The sequence below is a fragment of the Rhizobium azibense genome (assembly GCF_004342325.1).
Classification (GTDB): domain Bacteria; phylum Pseudomonadota; class Alphaproteobacteria; order Rhizobiales; family Rhizobiaceae; genus Rhizobium; species Rhizobium etli_B.
This window is the reverse complement of sequence record NZ_SMBJ01000007.1, coordinates 25,642-49,253: the sequence shown is the minus strand read 5'-3', so window position 1 is coordinate 49,253 and position 23,612 is coordinate 25,642. Positions and strand designations below refer to the sequence as shown.

The window sequence follows — 23,612 nt, the reverse complement described above, 5'->3', positions numbered from 1 at the left end:
TCAGCCCCGGCGAAATTTTTGACAATGCGTACCGCTTCAGCAAAAAGCCGTAATGACACGCTTAGTCGACTGGTCCATAGGTGATATCAGTCCGTTTTCGATGAGGAGGAGATTTTATGAAGCTGATGCGCGTTGGCGAACCGGGCCGTGAAAAACCGGCGCTACTCGATTCAGATGGCAGGATTCGCGACCTTTCGGCGCATGTTTCCGACATCGGTGGTGAGGCAATTTCGCCGGCCGGCCTGGCAAAAATCGCAGCGCTCGACGCCAAAAGCCTGCCGGAACTGGCTCCCGGCCGCATTGGTGCCTGTGTTGCAGGCACGGGCAAATTCATCTGTATTGGCCTGAATTTCTCTGATCACGCTGCCGAAACTGGCGCAACAGTCCCGCCGGAACCGATCATTTTCATGAAGGCCACCTCCGCGATTGTCGGACCCAACGACAACGTCGTCATCCCGCGCGGCTCCGAAAAGACTGATTGGGAGGTCGAGCTCGGCGTCGTGATCGGAAAGACCGCAAAATATGTCACCGAGGCTGAAGCGCTGGACTGCGTTGCCGGCTATTGTGTCTCCAACGATGTCTCGGAGCGCGGATTCCAGACGGAACGCTCTGGCCAGTGGACCAAGGGCAAATCCTGCGACACCTTCGGTCCGATTGGGCCATGGCTCGTGACCAAGGACGAGATCGCCGATCCGCAAAACCTCGCCATGTGGCTGAAGGTGAACGGCCAGACGATGCAGAACGGCTCGTCGAGGACCATGGTCTACGGGGTCGCATATCTGGTGTCTTATCTCAGCCAGTTCATGTCGCTGCACCCGGGCGATTTCATTTCCACCGGCACGCCGCCGGGCGTCGGCATGGGCTTGAAGCCGCCGCGTTATCTTAAGGCTGGCGATGTCGTCGAACTGGGAATCGAAGGCCTCGGCACGCAGAAGCAGACCTTTGTCGCGGATCGCTGAAGCGGCCCGATCTTTAACGATTGTGAGCGTATCATTTGCCGGGAATCAGATTTTCCGGCATTTCTTTTTGCGTCGCGGATGCCTATGCTGCCTTGCAATAATAAATTAACCTCAATTGAAGTGCCCGCAAACGATGGAAAGAAGTAGATGGCCTGCCTGACGGCGCTGTCCTTTCCGGCAAAAGAAAGGTGGCGCAACTCATGTTTTATCAGCTCTATGAATTGAACCATGCAGCGATGGCGCCGTTCCGCGCTGCCGCTGATGCGATGAGGCTTGTTTATGCCAATCCGCTCAATCCTTTTTCGCAGACGCCGTTTGGCCGCACGTTCGCCGCCAGTCTCGAGATGTTCGAACGCACGACGCGTCGCTACGGCAAGCCGGAGTTTGGACTGAAGGAAACGGTCGTTGGCGGCAACAAGACCAAAGTGCGTGAAGAGATCGTCTGGTCGCGTGCTTTCTGCAATCTCCTGCATTTTGCGCGCACCACGCCTTCGGCCCACCGCGACCCCCGAATCTTGATCGTTGCACCGATGTCCGGTCACTATGCAACGCTGCTTCGCGGTACGGTCGAAGCGCTGCTTCCAAGCGCCGATATCTACATCACCGACTGGGTCGATGCCCGCATGGTGCCGATGACGGAAGGCACCTTCGATTTCGATGACTATGTCGACTATGTCATCGAGATGCTGCACTTTCTCGGCCCCGACACGCATGTCATTGCCGTGTGCCAGCCTTCCGTGCCTGTGCTGGCTGCCGCCGCCGTCATGGAAGAGGCAAACGACCCGTTGTCGCCATCGTCGATGACGCTGATGGGCGGACCAATCGATACCCGCATCAATCCGACAGCGGTCAATAAACTCGCGGAAGAAAGACCGCTTACGTGGTTTGCCGAAAACGTCATCATGAATGTGCCCTGGCCGCAACCAGGCTTCATGCGCCCCGTCTATCCGGGTTTCCTGCAGCTTTCGGGCTTCATGTCGATGAACCTCGACCGGCACGTGGTCGCTCACAAGGAGTTCTTCATGCATCTTGTGAAGAACGATGGGGAGCCTGAAAAGCACCGCGATTTCTACGACGAGTATCTTGCCGTGATGGACCTGACCGCTGAATTCTACCTGCAGACGGTCGACCAGGTGTTCATGAAGCACTCGTTGCCGAAGGGCGAGTTGGTTCATCGTGGCAAGCGCGTCGATCCGGCCGCAATCCGCAATGTCGCGCTGCTGACGGTGGAGGGTGAGAACGACGACATATCCGGTGTGGGCCAGACGAAGGCGGCGCAGACGATCTGTGTCAACATCCCCGACGACATGCGCATGCACTACCTTCAGCCCGACGTCGGCCACTACGGCGTCTTCAACGGATCCCGCTTCCGCCGCGAGATCGCGCCGCGTATCGTCAACTTCGTCCGTGAACACTCTCGTTCAGGAAAACTGAGCGTAAAGCGCGTCATCCGGGGCGGCAAATCCGCCTGAGTTAGGGAATGCTGATTTAACCTTTCCTGTTCAAGGCCTTGTCCGATTTCGCGGGCAATCGTCTTGAAGGGTTGGCCGGCGGTAACCACATCGATTTTCAGCGTTCGGCATTTTGCCGGGCGCAGAAAGCGAGGATACCGCACGATGAACCAGTCAGCATTGCTTCGCCCGGATTGGACTCCGGCTACCGTTGCGTTGATGGTGCTCGGCTTCGTGGTCTTCTGGCCTCTGGGCCTGGCCATGCTTGCCTACATCATCTTCGGCGAGCGCCTTCGCGGTTTCAAGCGCGAAGCGAATAAGGCGACTGACGGCTTCTTTGCCGGCTGCCGCCGTTCGCATGGCCGCTACCGCCCGCATTTTTCGACCGGCAACGTCGCCTTTGACGATTGGCGGAAGGCCGAGCTTGACCGCCTCGAGGAAGAGCGCCGTAAGCTCGATGAAATGCGCGAGGAATTCGACACCTATATGCGCGAGCTTCGCCGCGCCAAGGATCAGGAAGAATTCGACCGTTTCATGCGCGACCGAAAGAATACAAAGCGCGATGACAATGGCCCGGTTGCCGAATTTCAGGCGCCTTAGCGTGTCAGCCAGATGATCAGCAGACCGGCATCGGCGATGCCGGTTTTTCTTTGCCCGGATTTGTTGCGAATCGTATAGAAAAAGCGTTGATGTTTCCGCTCCTTTCCAAGCCGCGACGTACTGCCGCGAGAAAACCTGCTCCGCCCGAAAGGCGGACGCTGGACGTCGCGGGCAGGCTGATGCCGCTCACGATCAAGCAACATGATCGCGCAACCCGTATCACGTTGCGAATCGAGCCGGGCGGCCGGGCGCTGAAAATGACGGTTCCGAAGGGCCTTGCCCAGCGCGAGGTCAACGCCTTTCTCGACCGTCATCAGGGATGGCTGTTGACGAAACTGGCAAAGTTCTCGGTCGACAACACACTGCACGATGGCGGCGAGATCCTGCTGCGCGGCATCAAGCACAGGATCGAGCATACCGGCAGTCTGCGCGGCCTGACCGAGGCACTCATGGTCGGCGACCGTCATGTGCTGAAGGTCAGTGGCCTGCCGGAACATCTTGGCCGCCGGATCGCAGCCTTTCTGAAGAAGGAGGCGCGCTCCGATCTCGAGCGCCTTGCCCACTTCCACGCACGTTCGATCAAGGCGCCGATCAAGTCGATTTCCATGAAGGACACGCGCAGCCGTTGGGGATCGTGCTCGTCGGAAGGAAACTTGAGCTTTTCCTGGCGCATCGTCATGGCGCCGGCCTCGGTGATCGATTATCTGGCGGCCCACGAGGTGGCGCATCTCAGAGAAATGAATCACGGCCCGCATTTTTGGGCGCTTTGCGAAAAGCTCTGCCCGCATATGGAGGACGCGAAATCCTGGCTGAAACGCTACGGAAGCCAGTTACACGCAATCGACTTTGATTGAGCCTTCAGCCGCGGGAAATTAAGCCTTGGTCGCAAATTGGCTCGACTCTTTTGCCTTTTCGTGTCACTTCGCTGCCATGAAACCCGATATCAAAATCTGCGGCCTGAAGAGCGCTGAAGCGATCGAGCGCGCGGTGAGCCGCGGCGCAAGCCATATCGGATTTATCTTCTTCGAGAAAAGCCCTCGATATGTCGAGCCGGACGTTGCCGGAAAGCTTGCCGATCCGATCCGCGGGAAAGCGAAGATCGTCGCCGTCACGGTCGATCCGACCAATGACGAACTCGATGAAATCGTTTCGCTTTTGAAGCCGGACATCATCCAGCTTCACGGCAACGAGAGCCCGGAGCGCGCCTTGACGATAAAGGCCGTCTACGGTGTGGCGATCATGAAGGTCTTCTGCGTTCGCAGCGCCGATGATCTGAAGCGGGTTGACGCTTATATTGGGATAGCCGACCGGTTTCTGTTCGACGCCAAGCCGCCGAAAGGATCGGAACTGCCCGGCGGCAACGGGATTTCCTTCGATTGGAGCCTCCTCGGCCGGCTTGACGATGGCCTGAATTACATGCTTTCCGGTGGGTTGAACAAGGACAACGTCGCCGAAGCGCTGGCGATCTCCAAGGCGCCCGGTCTCGACGTGTCTTCCGGCGTCGAAAGTGCACCTGGCGTGAAGAGCGTTGCCATGATCGATGATTTTTTCGATGCGGTCGCGAAGGCTTGCGAGCCTGAAACGGTCTCAGGGAGTTGAGAGTGAACCAGACGCTAAAACCGAATTCCTTCCGTTCCGGTCCCGATGAGGATGGCCGTTTCGGCATCTACGGCGGCCGTTTCGTCGCCGAAACGCTGATGCCGCTGATCCTCGACCTGCAGGAGGAATGGAACAAGGCGAAGGACGATGCAGAATTCCAGGCGGAATTGAAGCATCTTGGCCGCCACTACATCGGCCGCCCGAGTCCGCTTTATTTCGCTGAGCGCCTGACGGCGGAGCTTGGCGGCGCGAAGATCTATTTCAAGCGCGAAGAACTGAACCATACGGGTTCGCACAAGATCAACAACTGCATCGGCCAGATCCTGCTTGCCAAGCGCATGGGCAAAACGCGCATCATCGCTGAAACCGGTGCGGGCCAGCATGGTGTCGCCTCTGCGACGGTCGCCGCTCGCTTTGGCCTTCCCTGCGTCGTCTATATGGGTGCGACGGACGTCGAGCGTCAGGCACCGAACGTTTTCCGCATGAAGCTGCTTGGCGCCGAGGTGAAGCCGGTGACGGCAGGTCACGGCACGCTGAAGGATGCGATGAACGAAGCGCTGCGCGACTGGGTCACCAATGTCGATGACACCTACTATCTGATCGGCACCGCAGCCGGCCCGCATCCCTATCCGGAGATGGTTCGCGATTTCCAGGCGGTTATCGGCACGGAAGCCAAGGAGCAGATGCTGGAAGCCGAAGGACGACTACCGGATCTCGTCATCGCTGCAGTTGGTGGCGGTTCCAATGCAATTGGCATCTTCCATCCGTTCCTGGACGACGAATGCGTAAAGATCGTCGGCGTCGAAGCCGGCGGCAAGGGTCTGCAAGGCGATGAGCATTGCGCTTCTATCACGGCCGGCTCGCCGGGCGTCCTTCACGGCAATCGCACGTATCTGCTGCAGGACGGCGATGGTCAGATCAAGGAGGGTCACTCGATTTCGGCCGGCCTCGATTATCCCGGCATCGGCCCGGAGCATTCCTATCTGAACGACATTGGCCGCGTCGAATACGTGCCGATCATGGATCACGAGGCGCTCGATGCTTTCCAGACGCTGACCCGCCTCGAGGGCATCATTCCGGCGCTTGAGCCGTCGCATGCACTGGCCGAAGTCATCAAGCGCGCGCCGAAAATGGGCAAGGACGAGATCATCCTGATGAACCTCTCCGGCCGCGGCGACAAGGACATCTTCACTGTCGGCAAGATTCTGGGAATGGGTGTGTAAGTCATGACCGCACGTATGGATAAACGCTTTGCCGATCTGAAGACCGAAGGCCGCCCGGCGCTCGTAACCTATTTCATGGGCGGCGACCCGGACTACGAGACCTCGCTCGGCATCATGAAGGCGTTGCCGGAAGCCGGTTCCGATGTCATCGAACTCGGCATGCCGTTTTCCGATCCGATGGCCGATGGTCCGGCAATCCAGATGGCTGGCCAGCGCGCGCTAAAGGGCGGACAGACGCTCAAGAAGACGCTGCAGCTGGCAGCCGATTTTCGTAAGAGCGACAACTCGACGCCGATCGTGATGATGGGCTATTACAATCCCATCTACATCTACGGGGTCGAAAAGTTCCTCGACGATGCGCTCGCATCGGGCATCGACGGCTTGATCGTCGTCGATCTTCCGCCGGAAATGGATGACGAGCTTTGCATTCCAGCGATCAGGAAGGGCATCAATTTCATCCGTCTGGCAACGCCGACGACCGATGACAAGCGCCTTCCGACGGTTCTTAAGAACACGTCTGGCTTTGTCTACTACGTTTCCATGAACGGCATCACCGGTTCGGCTCTGCCTGATCCTTCGCTCGTTTCAGGGGCCGTGAAGCGGATCAAGCAGCATACCAATCTGCCCGTTTGCGTCGGTTTCGGCGTCAAGACCGCCGATCACGCCAAGGTCATCGGCAGCTCCGCCGATGGCGTCGTGGTTGGTACGGCCATCGTCAACCAGGTGGCGACGAGCCTGAGCAGCGACGGAAAGGCCACGGCAGATACAGTCCAGGCGGTGGCCACCCTCGTTCGCGGTCTTTCATCCGGAACGCGTTCGGCGCGCCTTGTTGCTGCCGAATAGTGTTCCCACATTGGCTGTAGTCAATCAGGAGTTTTCGACTTGAACTGGATCACCAACTACGTTCGCCCGCGCATCAATTCAATGCTGGGCCGTCGCGAAGTGCCGGAGAACCTCTGGATCAAGTGCCCGGAAACGGGCGAGATGGTCTTCCACAAGGATTTGGAAGACAACAAGTGGGTTATTCCGGCTTCGGGCTATCACATGAAAATGCCGGCAAAGGCACGTCTTGCCGACCTTTTCGACAACGGTGAATACGAGTCGCTGCCGCAGCCGAAGGTCGCGCAGGATCCGCTGAAATTCCGTGATTCCAAGAAATACACGGATCGCCTCAAGGACAGCCGCCTCAAGACAGAACAGGAAGACACGATCCTTGCTGGCGTCGGCAAGGTTCGTGGCCTGAAGCTCGTCGCCGTCGTGCACGAGTTCAACTTCATGGGAGGTTCGCTCGGCATTGCTGCCGGTGAGGCGATCGTCAGAGCTTTCGAGCGTGCGATTTCCGAAAAGTGCCCGCTCGTCATGTTCCCGGCTTCCGGCGGCGCGCGCATGCAGGAAGGCATCCTTTCGCTGATGCAACTGCCGCGCACGACCGTTGCCGTTGATATGCTGAAGGAAGCTGGCCAGCCGTATATCGTCGTTCTCACTAACCCGACCACGGGCGGCGTAACGGCGTCCTACGCGATGCTGGGCGATCTTCATCTGGCAGAGCCGGGCGCTGAAATCTGCTTCGCCGGCAAGCGCGTCATCGAGCAGACGATCCGCGAGAAGCTCCCGGAAGGCTTCCAGACCTCGGAATACCTGCTCGAACATGGAATGGTCGACATGGTCGTCAAGCGGCATGATATTCCGGAAACGCTTGCGCGTGTGCTGAGCATCTTGACCAGGAAGCCCGCCAACTCGGTTACGGCGAATGGCGGTGCGATCGCAATCGCAGCAAGCGCCTGATAGAAATGAGCCTGCTTGGGCAGGGTGGTGAATGATACCCAGGGGCCAGACTGCAGTGAGTGAAGCAGCGCAGGAGATCGACAAGCTCATGGGATTGCATCCCAAGGGCTTCGATCTTTCCCTCGATCGCATCACCCGCCTTCTCGACGTTCTCGGCAACCCGCACCACCGGCTGCCGCGGGTCATTCACGTTGCCGGAACGAATGGCAAAGGTTCGGTCACGGCCTTTTGCAGGGCATTGCTGGAAGCCGGTGGCTACGGCGTCCATGTCCACACCTCGCCACATCTGGTCAACTGGCATGAGCGTTATCGGATCGGACTTAAGGGCGGTCGGGGCCAGTTTGTCGATGATGCGGTTTTTGCAGAAGCGCTTCGGCGTGTTGCTGAAGCGAACGCCGGCCAGAAAATCACGGTCTTCGAAATCCTGACGGCGGTAACTTTCCTGCTCTTTTCCGAGCATCCGGCCGATGCGGCAATCATCGAGGTCGGCCTCGGCGGACGGTTCGATGCGACAAACGTCATCTCCGATCCGGCCGTTTCGGTCATCATGCCGATCTCGCTCGATCATCAGCCCTATCTCGGCGACCGCGTCGAACTGATTGCGGCTGAAAAGGCCGGCATCATGAAGAGCGGGCATGCCGTGGTGATCGGCCATCAGGAATATGACGCAGTCCTGGATGTCCTGATGTCGACTGCCGAGCGCTTGCATTGCCCAACCGCTGTCTTCGGCCAGGATTACATGGCGCATGAGGAATATGGCCGACTTGTCTATCAGGACGAATTCGGTCTCGCCGATCTGCCGTTGCCGCGCCTTCCCGGCCGCCATCAATATGCAAACGCGGCGGCAGCGATCCGCGCCGTCAAGGCAGCAGGTTTTGTCGTCACCGAAGCGATGATGGAAAAGGCCATGAATTCCGTGGAATGGCCCGGCCGTCTTCAACGGCTGACCGATGGCCGCCTTATCCCACACGCCCCGGCCGGTGCCGAAATCTGGGTCGATGGTGGCCATAATCCCGGTGCTGGCGAAGTTATCGCCGAGGCCATGGCAAACTTCGAGGAAAAACAGCCGCGGCCGCTCTACCTCATAACCGGCATGATCAATACCAAGGATCCGGTCGGCTATTTCAGGGCTTTCGTCGGGCTTGCGGAAAAGGTCTTCTGCGTGCCGATCCGTGGCAGCGATGCGATGATCGATCCCGTGATCCTGTCAAATTCTGCCTATGATGCAGGCCTTGTCGCAGAGCCGATGGCCACCGTCGGCGAAGCGTTGGACGCGATCAAGGAGATCCTTGATCCGCAGGCTCCGGCGCCAAGAATACTGATCGGCGGGTCGCTCTATCTCGTCGGCGATGTTCTTGCCGACAACGAGACACCTCCGAAATGAAAAAAGCCCGGTCGGAACCGGGCCTTTCTGTGAATATGCAATGAATTAAGCGGCGTTCGAAATCCAGCTCGAAAGGGCCGTCTTCGGAGCAGCGCCAACCTTGATATCGGCAACTTCACCAGCCTTGAAAATGGCAAGCGTTGGAATTGAGCGGACGCCGAACTGGGCTGCCAGTTCCGGGTTTTCATCGATATTAAGCTTAGCGACCTTAACCTTGCCGGCGAGCTCGGTTGCAATTTCCTCAAGGCTCGGAGCGATCATCTTGCACGGACCGCACCACTCGGCCCAAAAATCAACGACGACGGGTTCTGCAGATTCCAGAACTTCCGACCGGAAGTTGTTGATATCGACTTTCACGGTAGCCATAGGCTGCTCCTTTAGCGGAATTGACTGTTGATCCACATGTGATGGTGCGGCGCCGAATTTTCAATGTCCGGTATTTCACTTTGTTTTGAGTCCTGCAAGCGCCATTTCGAGCGCGCGCTCGCTCAAAGTATGAACAGCGGCACTCTCGGTATAGACCAGCATGCAGTCGATGCGCTTGCCTGGATAGAGCGGCGCCAGGATTTCGCGGTAGATCGCAAGCTGCGCCTGATGCGCAAAGGGAATATCCGTGGCGGTGGCGGGCGGCACACGATTGGTCTTATAGTCGAGAACGACGACACGGTCATCGAAAACGGCCAAGCGATCGACACGACCGGAAACGGCATAGTGGCGCCCCTTCAAGATGAGCGTCCCCATGATCGAGACTTCGGGCTGCGTGTGTACTGCAAAGACTTCCTGAAGGCTGTCCTCCGAAAGTAGTTTCAGCACCAGATCGACCAGTCGCTGCCGTTCGGTTTCCGACCAGAAACGTGCAGCACGGCTTGCGTAACGGGCCGCCGCGTCCGCTCTCTCGGCCGGAACGATGTCCGGTAGAGTCTGCAGCATGCGATGGATCAGACGCCCCTTTTCCAACGATCGGTCGGAGCGTGGTGTTTCAGCAAAGAGTGGCGAATGGATCAAGAGATCATCCGCCTCCTCATCGATGATGGTTCCGACCCCGGATGGGCTGAGAGGTCTCGGCAACTGCGGTGGCGGCGAAAGCGGCCTGAGGATGCTGGAGGGCAGCGGCTCGCCTTCGTTCCGCTCTTCCAGCTTATCGGCGCGCTCGAATATGCGGCCTGCTTGCGGCAGACGCCATTTCACGCCGTGCCAGTCACCGTCCGGTCCTTCGAAGGTTGCCGGTGTAACATGCGGGTGGCTGTCTGCCATCGCTGATGTAATCATCATGTGCCAAGTATCGCTGTTTGCCCTGACACCGCGATAACCGCAGACAATCAAACGGTCGGCGGCGCGTGTCATCGCCACATAGAGCAGCCGCCGGTATTCTTCTTCCGCCAGTTTCTGAATTCTTGCGGCATCGGCTTGCGTCATCGAATTGGCAAGGTCGCTGACTGGAACCCAGACAGGTATTGGAGGGGTTTCCGCATCTGTTTCGAGCAGGCGCAGTTTTGGCATGTGGGTATGCGTGAAAGCTTTCGAGCCGCCGTCGACAAGAAAAACGATCGGTGCTTCCAATCCCTTGGAAGCATGCACCGTCATGATCCGGACCTCGTTGCGGCCCTTGTCCTGCTCACGCTTCACCTCGGGCGCTTCGAGTTCCAGCGTTGAGATAAAGGACTGCAGGCCGGGCAGTCCCGAACTTTCGTGATCGAACGTAAAATTGAGGAACTCGTCCAGAATATCGCTGACCTCGGTGCCGAGACGCGCGAGAAACTGGCGCCGGCCGCCGTGAACGCCAAGCAGACGCGAGTAGAAATCGTGGACGGACAGGTTTTGCGATTGATGAAGAAGGAGCGTGAGCTTTTCTGCCACGCTCGCAAATCGCTCGTTACCGTCGACTGCAAATTGCCGCAGGTGAGCCCACACGCTTGCATTGTCGCTGCGCAGCGCAGCGAGTGCGAAGATATCGTCTTCCGATAGGTCGAACAGCGGGCTCTTGAGCACTGCTGCAAGTGAAAGATCATCCTGGGGCAACAAGAGGAAACGGCCAAGCGCCAGCAAGTCCTGTACGGCGATGTGGCTGGTCAGCCTGAGGCGGTCTGCGCCCGCCACCGGAATATTGTTGCGCCGTTTCAGTGCACGGGTCAGCGCGTTGACAAAGGTATCGCGCTTGCGCACCAGCACCAGGATATCACCGGCTCGGATAAGACGCTCCTTGCCCTTTTCGACGATCGTCTCGTGGCCGACAAGCCGCTCGATGGTATGGGCCATGCGCTTTGCCAGGATCGCAGCTGGCGCGCTTTCGGGCGTTGCGTCAAAGGGCGCCGTCCAGTCTTCGTCCTTGACGGTGGCTTCGGGGGAGATCATCTCCCACAGATCGACGGCACCTGGGTGACCGATGCGGCTAGAGCGGTGAACGACCGGCTCTTCGACGGCGCTGAGGCCTCTGGCGTTTTCGGATGACGTGAAGATATGGTCGACCGCAGCGAGAACGTCGGATGTCGAGCGAAAGGAAAGGGGCAGACGTACGGACGAAAACAGTTGACCGCTTGCCGAAACCCGCCTCCTCGTACGTTCGCTTTCCTCGGAGAAACGCTCCGGGCGCGCGCCCTGGAAGGAATAGATCGATTGTTTCTCGTCGCCGACGGCAAACAGTGTTCGCACGACGGGCCGTGCGCTTTCGCCGGAAAAGAAATCTTCCGCCAGCGACTGGATCACGCTCCATTGAATCGGGCTCGTATCCTGCGCTTCATCGACGAGGATATGATCGATACCCTGGTCGAGTTTATAGTGTATCCAGGGCCCGACGCCGCTTTTCGTCAGCAGATCCGCAGTGCGCGTGATGAGATCTTCGAAATCCAGCTGACTGCGCTGCTTTTTCAAGTCCTCATAATCGCGGTTCAGCCGGTCGGCGAGGATAAGGGCTGCATGCGTGGCATTGAACATTCGCATGATCTTGAGGCGGTCGCGGCACGCGACGATATGCGCGCGCGCTTCGGCGATTGCATCTGCAAGCTCAGGTGCATCGGAAAGCATGGCCTTGACGGTGAATTGCGAATCCGACTTAGGTTCGCCCTTCGCCGTCAGGAAAATCTTTTCAAGCAATTCGGCACGTTTTGTTGCGTTCAGCTCGTTGGAAGCCTGGCGCAAGCCATAGGCGACTTCCTGCGCTTTCGAGCCGCCTTTCTGGGCTGCCAATGTCAGGTAAAGATCGAGCGTCAGGCCGAAGAGACCCGGCACCGGCCAGTATCGCAAGGTGACCTGTGCCTCTGTCTCGTCGGCCGAAAGTTGCAGTTGCCTACGCAGCGTGGCCGCAATCCCGTCTTGTTGCTCAGCGGCGGAAATGAAGCGGCGAATGGCGTTACGGTTGGCGACGATTTCGCCAAGCAGTGTTTCCAACCCGGTTTCGTCACCGAGATTGAGAATATAGGAGAAGGCATCGGCAAGCTCGCAATCCTCTTGGGGTGTGGTGGCAGTCAACAGCGAGCGGCGCGCATCAGCGAGCAACGTCGCTGCGGCACGATCGTCGAGAACCGAGAAGTGTCCTGCTACATTGGCCTCCAGCGGAAACTGATGCAGCAAGGCTTCGCAAAAGGCATGGATGGTCTGGATCTTCAGCCCGCCCGGCGTTTCCAGCGCCTTGGCAAAAAGCCGTCTCGCTTCGGCAAGTTTGTGCCGGTCGGGTGTTTCGCCTTCGATCTGAGTTATCCGGTTTGTCAGTTCCTCGTCCGGAAGCACCGCCCACTCGGCCAAACGTGCAAAGACACGATTCGACATTTCGGATGCGGCCGCCTTGGTATAAGTGAGGCAGAGGATGGCCGAGGGCCGCGCACCGGAAAGCAGAAGGCGGATGACGCGCTGCGTCAGCACATGCGTCTTGCCGGAACCGGCGTTGGCCGAAACCCAGGCTGACCGCGACGGGTCGGAGGCAATAGACTGCTGGATCGTCGTCCAGCTGATCCACATGCCAGGATCGTCGCCCTGCGGAAGTGCGGTCGGATCACTCATCGCCGCCCGCTTCCTCGTTTTCGGCCGTCGACCATTCGGAAACGCGCGCAAGGTGATCGTAATCACCACCGAAATCGAACTGCTGTGCCGGAATCAACCGTGAAGTGAAGCCACGTTCTCCGGATTGCAGAAGCGACACGAACTTGACCAGTTGATCGATTGATTCTTCTGCCAGATCGAGGGCCGATTTTGCTTTGTCGCTTCGAGTGGAAGTTTCATTGTTGACTACATCGGTGTCGAAACGGCTGCCGGGTCGAAGGCGTACATAGATGAGATCCTGCGGTATCAGGCTTCCGACGTCTCGGAAGGCGCCGGCGCTGAGCGCCGCGGCCTCAAGCGCCAATTGCGGATCGAGAAGCGTGCGCGCCTGTGCGGGCGATGGATTGGAGCCGGTCTTGTAGTCGATGATGTCGGCAGCGTTTGGCCCCGTCACATCGATGCGGTCGGCAACCCCTGTCAACCGGATATTGATCGGTTCGAGTTCCACGCCGCCACGCACTTCCGTATACGTCTTGCGGATCGCCGGTCGGCGTTCGGCTTCCCATTCGAGGAACGCGCGCGCCACCTCCCTGAAACGCGGACGCCATACGGCATCAATGTGCGAGGGCAGGTGCTCCATGTCGAAGAGCTCCATCACAATGGTTTCCATTGCTTGGGCGGCTTCCGGTGTACCTGCAGCATGTCCTTCACGAACAAAGCGGTCGATGATCGTGTGATAGAGCGTCCCGCGTTCGGCAGCACCTGGATCGCGATTGAAGGGGTCCACAGGGTCAAGGCGCAAGATGCGCCGGGCATAGATGGCATAAGGATCGCGCCGCAGGCGCCCAACTTCGCTGAAGGAATAGGATTTCGGCTGCAATTCGAGGGGCGGTGCAGGCGATGGGCGTTGGGCTGGTGCTTGGCTCTTGCTCTCGTCCAGCAGGCTTACCCAATGCACGAAGCGCTCGCCGCGTGCTTTCAGTTCCCTTTCGAATGCCTCGCCGCCCAGCGCCAGCAGCCTCTGGAGCCAGCGCGATGCGACCGTCGGCGTCGAGCCTTGCCGCAGCGAGCGCGAATAGATCAGATGCCGTGTTCCGCTCGCCATCACGAAGTCATGGGCCAGTTGGCCGATGCGCCGCTCCGGCGGCTCGAGGCCGATTTCCGTCTTCATCGTGCGCGAGATGAAGGGATTGTTGGCCGTTTGGCCCGGCCAGGAGCCTTCATTCAGTCCGCCCAGGATCAGCGTGTCGACGCTTTGCAGACGCGCCTCCAGCGTGCCGAAGATGAAGACCCTTGGATGGCTGAGAGCACGAGGCTTGACCGCCTGCCCGGCCGAAAGCGCCGCCATGATATCGATCCATTGCGGTCCATCGGCTTCGATCTGGCCCTCCGTCTCGATCACCTCTCCGAGCAGGCTTGCAAGCGAATCGCCCGCTTCACCGGCCCAGAGATTGGCGAGGTTGCCGCATTCATCGACTGCCACGGCTTCGAGCGCGCGTCCAGTCCGCTCCGCCCAATCGCAAAGCCTGAAGCAGGCCGTCAGTCCACGGCCATCCGGCCGATGGCGCACGAGCGCGGATGCCAGGGGTTCGGTGGCGTTCGAAATCCGCCGGGCAAGATTGCGCGCCTGCTCCACCGCTTCTGCCGGCAGCGACCTGCGCCAATTCGGCGCGTGTCTGTCCCTTGCCTGCTCTGAAAGTTGATGCTCCAGCAGGGGCTCCAACGCGCTGATATCGACTTCGGCAACACCGCCACGCAGGGCGAGCAGTTCTAGTGCCTCGGCAGCTTGCATGAGCGTGCCTCGTTCGAGGCCGAAGCGAGCCAGGGGATGCTTGAGCAATGCTACGATTGTGACCGGATCGCCGGGCCGCAGTGTTGCCTCGAGGAGCAGTTGAAGGAGCGTTCCCTGCAACATAGCCGCAAGGGGCGTACCGGCCGAATCGTCGGCCAGGATGCCGAAACGGGAAAGCTCTGCCATCACGCGCCGGGCGAGATTGCGGTCGGGTGTGATGAGCGCTGTCTGGCTGTCGCCGGTTCGTCCCGGCCGATCCAGTGCCAGCCGCAAGGCTATGGCGATCGCCGTCGCTTCTTCGCGCTCGTTTGCGGCTTCGATCAGCGAGACATCGGCAAAGGCAGCCGCCAGTGCATCGTCCGGCAGTCCTGTCTTCCATTCGCCCCAATCGCTCGTCGCTTCCGCTGCAGCGAGCGCACGGGAAAGAATGTCTGCGCGGCGATGCAGATCTTGTTCCACCTGCCCAATTGCAACGACGTCGCCGCGCGTGAGGTTCAGCCGTTTGAGGAGGGACGAAAGACCGTATTGCGGGTGGCTTCGGCTGGCGGCGTTGGCCCGCTCAAAAGCGGTGATCTCCGGCGCGACCATCTGCCAATGCGCCTCCGGCATCGATAGATCGAGGCCCGGAAGCACGATCACGCCCTCAGGCAGGTTGGCGACGGCGGCGATGAGGTCGGCGGTTGCCGGCATCGAGCCGGTGGACCCGGCAATAATAATCGGTCCGGCAGGTTTTGCCGTTGCGAGCCGGTTGGCTTCCGCACGCAGGATCGCATTGCGATGCCGTGCCGGCGACGATTTTCCGAGTTCGGCAAGCCGTTCCGGCCAGAAGGCGATGGCGATCTGCAGAAATTCGGCCGTCAACTGCCACCACAGAGCATAATCTTCGGCATCGAGTTTCGTGAGTTCCGACCACTCGCGATCCTCGGTCTCGATGGAATCGATCAGTTCGGCAAGATTGCGTGCGAGCCAGATCGCGTCTGCCGGGCTCGCCGGCGCAGCCAATGGCGAATCGGCGTGGATACGCCGCACGATCTCCGGCAGCCTGTTGCGCCAGGCGAGGATGAGGCGGGCAAGCTCGAGCAGACGCGCGGTATTCGACAGCGGCTGCGCGAGATCGAGCGTTGCAGGCAGCGCCTCCTCGAAATAGCCGCTGTCGTCATCCGTCTCGCCGAGCGGCCGGATAACCGGTAGGATCGCCGAACGGCCGCCGAGAAGGTCGACGAACTCCGAACGCAGCACGCGGGCGGCGCGTCGCGTTGGCAGGTAGATGGTTACTTTGGAGAGCGAAAGCGGATCGTTCGGATCGTGCCGGAAGAGCGGCGTCAGTTCCCCATGGCAGAGTGTTGCGGCAAGCGTCTTGAGAAAAGGCAGACCTGCCGGGATCGTCAGAACGCGAGGCTCGTGCCTTATTGCCATCCGCTACACAAACGTCCGGAAGCGCCGGATCGTTTCCTCCGCTTGGCCGATCGCCTCCGGCGTGCCGACCGTGAGCCAATGGCCCTCGAGCATCATGCCGAAAAGCCGTCCGCGCTCGATCGCCTTGTCGAAATAGATGTTGAAATTGAACGGGTCATCGGCGGGAGCATCGTCCAGAAACGATGTGTCCATGACGATTGCGCCCGCATAGACGACGGGATTCGGCCCCTTTTCACGATAGCGGGTAAGCCTGCCATCCGGGGCGAGGTTGAAATCGTTCTTGCCATTGTGGCCTGTCGTATCCGCGAGTCTGACGCACAGCATAGCCATATCCATGCGGTTCGAATCGAAGAAGCCGGCTAATCGTCGAAGATTGCTCGGCCGGTCGGGCCGTTCACCGATCCAGAAAAGATCGGCATTGGTAACGAAAACCGTACCGCGAGCGAGGAGCTTGAGCCCTTTTGCCAGGCCGCCGCCACTGTTCATCAGTTGATCGCGTTCGTCGGAAATGATGACATCGAGCGCCCTGTAGGAATTGAGATGTGCGAGCATCTGGTCAGCGAAATGATGGACGTTGACGACCGCCTTCTCAACGCCTGCCTCCGCAAGCGAATCCAGTGCATAGTCGATCATCGGTTTACCGTCGATTTTCACCAGCGGCTTCGGGATTGTATCGGTAATTGGGCGCATGCGGGTGCCAAGGCCGGCGGCAAGCACCATAGCTTGTTTGATGGTCATCTCATCCCGAACTTATGATTCGCTCTAATCTATTCCAGCCCTTGCGCACCAATCGCGCAAGGGGGCAAGCGCTTCATGTTCAAGCGCCACTTTGAGATAGGAGAGCGTGCGGGGCATGTGTTTCGTATAGCCGGGCTTTCCGTCGCGCTGCAACAGCCGCACCCAGAGACCGGCAAGCTTGCAGTTACGCTGAGCCGACATGATCGCAAAGCTTTTCAGGAAACCGGCTTCGTCAAAGTTACCCTGTGCGCGGCGACAAGCCAGGTAGTCGTCCATGAGCTGCCTGAACAGGTCAGGTTCGATGGTGACGCGGGCATCCTGCACGATGGATGCAAGATCATAGGCGGTCGGGCCAATCATGGCGTCCTGAAAATCGATGAGGCCGACCTTCTGGATGCCTTTCTCTTTCTCGCGCCAGATGATGTTTGGGGAATGGAAGTCGCGGAGCAACAGATTCTGTTCCGCCGATGCGAGTTCATCGATGAGCCTGTCCCAGATCGCCAGATATTCCTCACGCTCGCCATCGCCTGGAGCTTCACCGCGCTTCCATAGGAGATACCAGTCGAGAACAAGGCGCACTTCCATCTTCATGGCTGTGCGGTCAAAATCGGGAATGTGGTGGATGTGGCTATCGGTGACGCGGATATCCTGCGGAATCTTCATCCCGTGCAGGTGCGCAAGACAGGCGACACTCTGCCGGTAACGCGAGGCGATGGGGTTGAAGCCCTCATCGAGAACGCCATCGCTGCCGAGATCTTCGATCAGCAGAATGCCCTGTCCATAGTCGACCTCGTAGATCTCTGGCGCTGCAAAGCCTCTTTGACGCAGCATGTTGGCAATTGCAACGAAGGGATAGGCATTCTCGGCAATATGGGCAACCTTGGGATAGGGCTTTCCATCAAGTACCGCCGGTCCCTCGGGAAGCGGCGGCCAATCCATCAGTATCTTGCGGTCCTGGCCATGCGGATAGACCGCTTCGTAGGCGCGAAGCGAGGCATCACCCGTCAGGAAGCGGCGTTTTGCAGTCGGATGCCCGGCTTTCGCCAGAAACTCGCGGATTGCGACAACGCGGCGGATCCTGTGCATCTGTCTTGGCGGCGCGACAATCGTTGCGAGCCGGCCACTGCCTTCGTGCTCAAGCTTCATCACGATGCGATCGGCAGGCAATTCGTCTCCTGCCATTTCGGGCCATTCGACAAGGCAAATACCATTTTGAAGCGCTTCGTCGAAGCCGAGTTCCTCCAACTCCGCACCATCAGCGAGGCGGTAGAGATCGAAATGCGAGACCGGAATCCGCAAATCGTAGGATTGAACCAGCGTAAAGGTCGGGCTCGGGACCTCAAGAAGCTCGTCATCCGCCATGGCGCGCAGGAACGCACGGGCAAGGGATGATTTTCCAGCGCCGAGATCTCCGGAAAGTGCCAAACAATCGCCAGTCTTCAGCGCGAGCGCCAAATCTTCTCCAAGGCGGATCGTTGCCGCCTCGTCTTCCAGGAAAAGCGAGATTGTGCCGTCCTTCGTGATCATTCTGCTGCTGCGACGGAATGCGGCAGGTCGACCGAGGGAATCCGGCAAATAACCTTCGTGCCTTTGCCAGGCTGGCTATCGATCGAAACCCTGCCGTTATGTAGGCTGACGAAACTGTCAACGATCGAAAGGCCAAGGCCTGCACCGCCGCGCTTGCCGCTCTTTGCTCCCGTCGCAAAACGATCGAAGACCGTCGAGATCATTTCCTGCGGAATGCCGGGGCCGCGGTCGCTGACGGAGAAGACGAAGTCGGTGTCCTCGCGATGGCATTCGAGTGAAATCGCCGCACCTTCCGGCGAGAAATTCGCAGCATTGGAAAGCAGCTTCAGCAGGATCTGTTTCAAACGCTGGGGATCGGCGACGATCGAGCCAAGATAGGCAGGCGCTGTGATCTCCAGCGTCACGCCGCTTTCCTGCAGCCGGTTGGCGATGTCGATGGAGACATCATCGAGAAGATCGTTGAGATCGATTTCCGAATAGTTGAGCCTCATAATGCCGGCATCGACGGTGGCGAGATCGAGAATATCGTTGACCAGCGTCAGCAGTACGGACGAGGAGGTCGAAATGTGGTCGATATACTCGGCCTGACGCTCGTTCAGGGGTCCGACACTGGGGCTGCGCAAAAGATCGGCAAAACCGATGATATTGGTCAGTGGTGAGCGCAGCTCGTAGGAGACATGCTGGACGAAATCGTTTTTCAGCTCGTCGGCCTTGCGCAGCGCCTCGTTCTTCTCGGTCAGCGCACGCTCTGCGCGGACGCTGTCGGTCATGTTGACGAACGTCAGCATCGTCTGGGCGTTCGGCAGCGGAATGACGGCGTAGTCCAGCACAAGGCCAGAGAGCAATTCCAGTGTTCCTTGGCTGGAACGGCGTTCGTCATCGAAGCTGGTAATCAGCTCCGCAAAGGTCTTCCAGCCGTCAGGCCGGTCATAGGACGGTAGGCACGTTTCGGCAATCGCACGAATATGCGTTCCTGGCTTGGCCTCGGCTTCGGTAATTCCCCAAAGCATACGGAAGGCCGGGTTGGAAAGGCGAATACGGCCGTCTGCGCCGAAAACGGCGACGCCTTCGGACAGATGGTCGATCGTTTCGCCTTGGACCCTGACCAGCGTGTTGTATCTCGTTTCGAGAGCGACCTGTTCGGTCAAGTTCTCGAAAACCCAGGTTGCGCCGCCTTGTGGATGTGCGGTCGCAAAGACCCGCAGCGTCTGACCGTTCGGCAAATGCCAGAGGTCCGTTTGCGTATCGAGTGCCCGATAGACGGAAAGTGCTGTTTCCTTCCAGCTTTTCCAATTGAGCTGATCGGGAAGTTTTTTTGCGGCGCGCAAACGCTCCAGCAACTCGGCGTTGTCGGGCTTGCTTTCGAGAAAAGCGATATCGAGCTCCCACAGCGCGACGAAGGCCTGATTATAAAACTGCAAACGCCGCTCGCCATCGAAGATTGCAACAGGCGTCGCAAGATGGTCCAGTGTCTCGGCATGGCTCTTCAGGGTCCGCTCGAGCTCGGCGCGGACGGAGGCTGCTTCAGAAACGTCGATCGCGATGCCCGCCGAACCGCTTGGCAGCTTCACGTCAACGACGTCGAAGAAGGTGCGATTGCCACGCACGACCGTCGAAATCTTGTCGTGGAAAGGTGATTCGGGCGTCGCCGCAACGCGAATGTGTTCGCGAGCGACCGTCGTGAGGAATTCCCGCCCTTCGTTGACCGCGTGCTGCGGCGACTTCGCCTCGACCGCATCGCCATAGGCCTGATTGACCCAGGTGAGGCGACCTTCGGTATCGCGCTGCCAGGCGGGCAGGTCGATCGCATCGAGCAGGTTCTGGAAGGCCGAGATCGAAGACATCAGCCGGTCGCGCTCGATCTTCAACTCGGCAAGCTCGGCACGGAGATTGTTGAGCGCCACGAAACGCACGAAGGCGCGGCCACCGGAAACCCGGCCTTGCGCCTCGAGGATCTCTTCGCGAGCGGTTTCGACAACCATGTCGAAGCTTTGAGCAGCGCCACGCAGACGATCAATCGCTCTTTCAAGCTCTGTGGCGGAACGGGGTTTCAGCCAGAGGCCGAACGCCAGGAATTCGCTGTCCTGGGGCGCACCGGTTTCGGCCGGGAGCTGGCCAAGCAGTTCCGGCCGCTCATTGCCGTCCCAGACGACGATGCGGCGGTTCTTGTCGGCGATCAGCGCCTGGTATTGCGAAATACGCTGATGGGCGTCGGAGAGGGCGGAGCGGATTTCACGGCTTTCGCTTTCAAGATTGCCGCGCTGGCGCACGAGCCAGAGTGTCGAAAGCAGGGCCGCGGAAATGACGCCGATCACGACGGAAAAGCCGACGACCTGCGACGACGTGAAAAGATGTGCGGATGCCGCAGCTTCGGATTCGACCTGGGCGAGGACCGGCTGCGCCAGCGCCGCGATTGCAGTTCCGCCTGCGCAAATTCTTGCGAGCCGTGTCAGTGACCCAGCGCTCTGCTTCGCGCCTTTCCCCTTCGGCGCAAGAGCATGTTCTTGGCCTGCCTCGTTAGAACGGATATCGGGCCAAGCGCCCTCGTCCGCCTGTCCCGGCAGGCTGTGATTCATTTCCGACATCAGCGGTATGTCTCCGTCCTTCAATGTGCCGCATTACGACAAGACATCCCATTTTCGGGCAAACCGGAGGACTCCGCGCCACGAATCGAGTTCTAGAACAATACTTCGGAAGGGAATCGGCGGGAAGGTGGGCGCCAAAAAATAGGGATGCAGCATTTGTCAATGCGGCACCCCCAAGATGTTGTGGATATTGTTGCCGAGATTAATATCTGTAGTGGTCGGACTTGAAAGGACCCTTCGGCGAAACGCCGATATAGGCGGCCTGTTCTTCAGAAAGCTGCGTCAGTTTCACGCCAAGCTTGTCGAGGTGCAGGCGCGCGACCTTTTCGTCGAGATGCTTCGGCAGAATATAGACCTTGTTTTCATACTGGCCAGGCTTGGTGAAGAGCTCGATCTGCGCCAGCGTCTGGTTGGTGAAGGAGGCCGACATCACGAAGGATGGATGGCCCGTTGCGTTGCCGAGGTTGAGCAGGCGGCCCTCCGAGAGAAGAATAATGCGATTGCCCTTCGGAAACTCGATCAGATCGACCTGCGGCTTTACATTCGTCCACTTGAGGTTACGCAGTGCCGCGACTTCGATTTCGTTGTCGAAGTGGCCGATATTGCCGACGATCGCCATGTCCTTCATCTGACGCATATGATCGATGCGGATGACGTCCTTGTTCCCGGTCGTGGTGACGAAGATATCAGCCGACGAGACGACGTCCTCGAGCAGCACGACTTCGTAACCGTCCATTGCTGCCTGCAGCGCGCAGATCGGGTCGGCTTCCGTGACCTTGACGCGGGCGCCGGCGCCGGAAAGCGATGCCGCCGAACCCTTGCCGACGTCGCCATAGCCGCAGACGACGGCAACTTTGCCGGCCATCATGACATCGGTGGCGCGACGGATGCCGTCAACCAGCGATTCCTTGCAGCCATACTTGTTGTCGAATTTCGACTTGGTGACCGAATCGTTGACGTTGATCGCCGGGAAGGGAAGCAGACCCTTCTGGCTGAGCTGATAGAGGCGGTTTACCCCGGTGGTGGTTTCTTCGGTGACACCCTTGATCGCATCACGCTGCTTGGTGAACCAGCCTGGTGAAGCGGCAAGCCGCTTCTTGATCTGTGCGAAGAGGATCTCTTCTTCTTCGGAATGCGGGTGCGAGAGCACGTCTTCGCCGGCTTCGGCGCGCGCGCCGAGCAGGATGTACATGGTGGCATCGCCGCCATCGTCGAGGATCATGTTCGAAAGGCCGCCATCGGCCCATTGAAAGATCTTATCGGTGTAGACCCAGTAGTCCTCGAGCGACTCGCCCTTGACGGCAAAAACCGGTACGCCGGATGCGGCGATTGCGGCAGCGGCATGATCCTGGGTCGAAAAGATGTTGCACGAAGCCCAGCGTACTTCTGCGCCAAGCGCCGCGAGCGTTTCGATCAGAACTGCCGTCTGGATCGTCATGTGCAGCGAGCCGGTGATGCGCGCGCCCTTCAATGGCTTTGACGCGCCGAATTCGGAACGACAAGACATGAGGCCCGGCATTTCGGTTTCGGCGATCGAAATTTCCTTGCGGCCGAAATCCGCCAGACCGATATCGGCGACGACATAATCTTTTTCAGTGCTCATTGAGGTCTCCAGCTGAAAAGCGTCTCATTAATCAGCGCGCAGTTGGCGCGATAGCTCGAACGCGTGCATTGACGCACGGCCATGCCGCCGTGTAGCAGGCTTCGCAGCCGATGGCAACAAGGATATAAAGAAGTCTTTATATGTTTATATGAGGCCCGGAAGGCTTAGATTTCCTCGCCGAACTTGTCCTGGACCAACCGATCCAATGCATTCAGCGCTTCGGCGGCCTGGTTGCCGCTCGCGGAAACGAGAACGGTCGTGCCCGGGCTCGCGGCAAGCATCATCAGGCCCATGATCGAAGTGCCGCCGACCGTCATTCCGTCCTTGGACACGGTAACGGCAGCGTCGAATTTTTCGACCATCTGGACGAATTTGGCGGAGGCGCGCGCGTGAAGGCCGCGCTTGTTGACGATGAGCAGTTCCCGGGAAAACGAGGTCGTGGCGGAACTGGTGTTCATCATTTGCCACTCAGAACGCGGCTGGCGACATTGATGTATTTCCGACCGGCCTCCGACGCTTCGATGAGCGCCTTTTCCATGTTGTTTTCGCCACGCACGCCGGCAAGCTTGATCAGCATCGGCAAGTTCATACCCGCAATCACTTCGGTATGACCGCTGCTCATGACCGAAATAGCGAGATTGGAAGGAGTACCCCCGAACATATCGGTCAGGATGACGACGCCGTGACCATCGTCGGCGCCAGAGACCGCCTGCAGGATATCCTGCCGTCTCTGATCCATATCGTCTTCGGGGCCGATGCAGACCGTCTCGATAAATTTCTGAGGACCGACGACATGCTCTACAGCATGACGAAACTCTTCAGCCAGCTTGCCATGAGTGACAAGCACAAGTCCGATCATGATTTAACTGCTCCCAATGGCATATAAAACGGTGGCCCCAATATCGCAACGCAGCAATCGCGTCCACCGGTGGGGGCACATCTTGGCCATCAAAAGCCGAAGTGCAAGATAAAAATGCA

General features: G+C 58.9%; 18 protein-coding genes. 9 read left to right on the top strand and 9 right to left on the bottom strand.

Going from position 1 to position 23,612, the window contains the following annotated elements; translation table 11 throughout:
* Nucleotides 1-116 precede the first annotated feature (116 nt).
* From EV130_RS18335 to EV130_RS18295, 9 genes are all read left to right on the top strand, one after another.
* Nucleotides 117-959 carry a fumarylacetoacetate hydrolase family protein gene (locus tag EV130_RS18335; RefSeq protein WP_132660995.1) on the top strand — a complete coding sequence of 281 codons (843 nt, stop codon included), beginning with the start codon at nt 117-119 and terminating at the stop codon, nt 957-959.
* 200 nt (nt 960-1,159) lie between these two features.
* Nucleotides 1,160-2,431 carry a polyhydroxyalkanoate depolymerase gene (locus tag EV130_RS18330; protein ID WP_074059648.1) on the top strand — a complete coding sequence of 424 codons (1,272 nt, stop codon included), beginning with the start codon at nt 1,160-1,162 and terminating at the stop codon, nt 2,429-2,431.
* Between the two features lie 144 nt (nt 2,432-2,575).
* On the top strand, nt 2,576-3,010 hold the full coding sequence (locus tag EV130_RS18325; RefSeq protein WP_132552246.1) for a DUF2852 domain-containing protein: 435 nt from the start codon (nt 2,576-2,578) through the stop codon (nt 3,008-3,010).
* A gap of 89 nt (nt 3,011-3,099) precedes the next feature.
* Nucleotides 3,100-3,864 carry a M48 family metallopeptidase gene (locus EV130_RS18320; protein WP_074059650.1) on the top strand — a complete coding sequence of 255 codons (765 nt, stop codon included), beginning with the start codon at nt 3,100-3,102 and terminating at the stop codon, nt 3,862-3,864.
* A 76-nt stretch (nt 3,865-3,940) separates the two neighbouring features.
* Nucleotides 3,941-4,609 (top strand): phosphoribosylanthranilate isomerase, encoded by a 669-nt coding sequence (locus tag EV130_RS18315; protein ID WP_074062986.1) that lies wholly within the window; start codon nt 3,941-3,943, stop codon nt 4,607-4,609.
* 2 nt (nt 4,610-4,611) lie between these two features.
* A complete protein-coding gene (trpB, locus tag EV130_RS18310) occupies nt 4,612-5,832 on the top strand; it encodes a tryptophan synthase subunit beta (RefSeq protein WP_132660992.1) in 1,221 nt (406 codons plus the stop codon).
* 3 nt (nt 5,833-5,835) lie between these two features.
* Complete coding sequence (gene trpA, locus EV130_RS18305; protein ID WP_132660988.1) at nt 5,836-6,675, top strand: tryptophan synthase subunit alpha; 840 nt, start codon at nt 5,836-5,838, stop codon at nt 6,673-6,675.
* A 39-nt stretch (nt 6,676-6,714) separates the two neighbouring features.
* Nucleotides 6,715-7,617 carry an acetyl-CoA carboxylase, carboxyltransferase subunit beta gene (gene accD, locus EV130_RS18300; protein WP_074059653.1) on the top strand — a complete coding sequence of 301 codons (903 nt, stop codon included), beginning with the start codon at nt 6,715-6,717 and terminating at the stop codon, nt 7,615-7,617.
* Between the two features lie 31 nt (nt 7,618-7,648).
* Entirely contained in the window at nt 7,649-9,001 is a 1,353-nt protein-coding gene (locus EV130_RS18295) for a bifunctional folylpolyglutamate synthase/dihydrofolate synthase (protein WP_074059654.1), read from the top strand.
* Between the two features lie 45 nt (nt 9,002-9,046).
* On the opposite strand, the gene trxA is transcribed toward EV130_RS18295, so the two are convergent.
* From trxA to EV130_RS18250, 9 genes are all read right to left on the bottom strand, one after another.
* Entirely contained in the window at nt 9,047-9,367 is a 321-nt protein-coding gene (trxA, locus tag EV130_RS18290) for a thioredoxin (RefSeq protein WP_074059655.1), read from the bottom strand.
* A gap of 75 nt (nt 9,368-9,442) precedes the next feature.
* Nucleotides 9,443-12,994, bottom strand: coding sequence for a double-strand break repair helicase AddA (gene addA / locus EV130_RS18285; RefSeq protein WP_132660985.1), 3,552 nt, complete (start codon nt 12,992-12,994; stop codon nt 9,443-9,445).
* The gene (addB, locus tag EV130_RS18280; protein ID WP_132660983.1) at nt 12,987-16,181 is read right to left on the bottom strand and encodes a double-strand break repair protein AddB; all 3,195 of its coding nucleotides are present in this window, start codon (nt 16,179-16,181) and stop codon (nt 12,987-12,989) included. Before addB ends, addA begins: the two co-directional genes overlap by 8 nt.
* Before the next feature lie 3 nt (nt 16,182-16,184).
* Nucleotides 16,185-16,919: a nucleotidyltransferase family protein gene (locus tag EV130_RS18275; protein WP_074059658.1), complete on the bottom strand. Its 735-nt coding sequence runs from the start codon at nt 16,917-16,919 to the stop codon at nt 16,185-16,187.
* Nucleotides 16,920-16,943: 24 nt separating this feature from the next.
* Nucleotides 16,944-18,446 (bottom strand): tRNA (adenosine(37)-N6)-threonylcarbamoyltransferase complex ATPase subunit type 1 TsaE, encoded by a 1,503-nt coding sequence (gene tsaE, locus EV130_RS18270; RefSeq protein WP_196776298.1) that lies wholly within the window; start codon nt 18,444-18,446, stop codon nt 16,944-16,946.
* Nucleotides 18,443-21,031, bottom strand: a complete 2,589-nt coding sequence (locus EV130_RS18265) for a PAS domain-containing sensor histidine kinase (protein WP_074059659.1) — start codon at nt 21,029-21,031, stop codon at nt 18,443-18,445. The genes tsaE and EV130_RS18265 overlap by 4 nt, the downstream gene beginning before the upstream one ends.
* A gap of 202 nt (nt 21,032-21,233) precedes the next feature.
* On the bottom strand, nt 21,234-22,634 hold the full coding sequence (gene ahcY / locus EV130_RS18260) for an adenosylhomocysteinase (protein WP_074059660.1): 1,401 nt from the start codon (nt 22,632-22,634) through the stop codon (nt 21,234-21,236).
* 164 nt (nt 22,635-22,798) lie between these two features.
* Nucleotides 22,799-23,092, bottom strand: coding sequence for an HPr family phosphocarrier protein (locus EV130_RS18255; RefSeq protein ID WP_132660981.1), 294 nt, complete (start codon nt 23,090-23,092; stop codon nt 22,799-22,801).
* Nucleotides 23,092-23,493 (bottom strand): PTS sugar transporter subunit IIA, encoded by a 402-nt coding sequence (locus EV130_RS18250; RefSeq protein ID WP_074059661.1) that lies wholly within the window; start codon nt 23,491-23,493, stop codon nt 23,092-23,094. Before EV130_RS18250 ends, EV130_RS18255 begins: the two co-directional genes overlap by 1 nt.
* Nucleotides 23,494-23,612 lie beyond the last annotated feature (119 nt).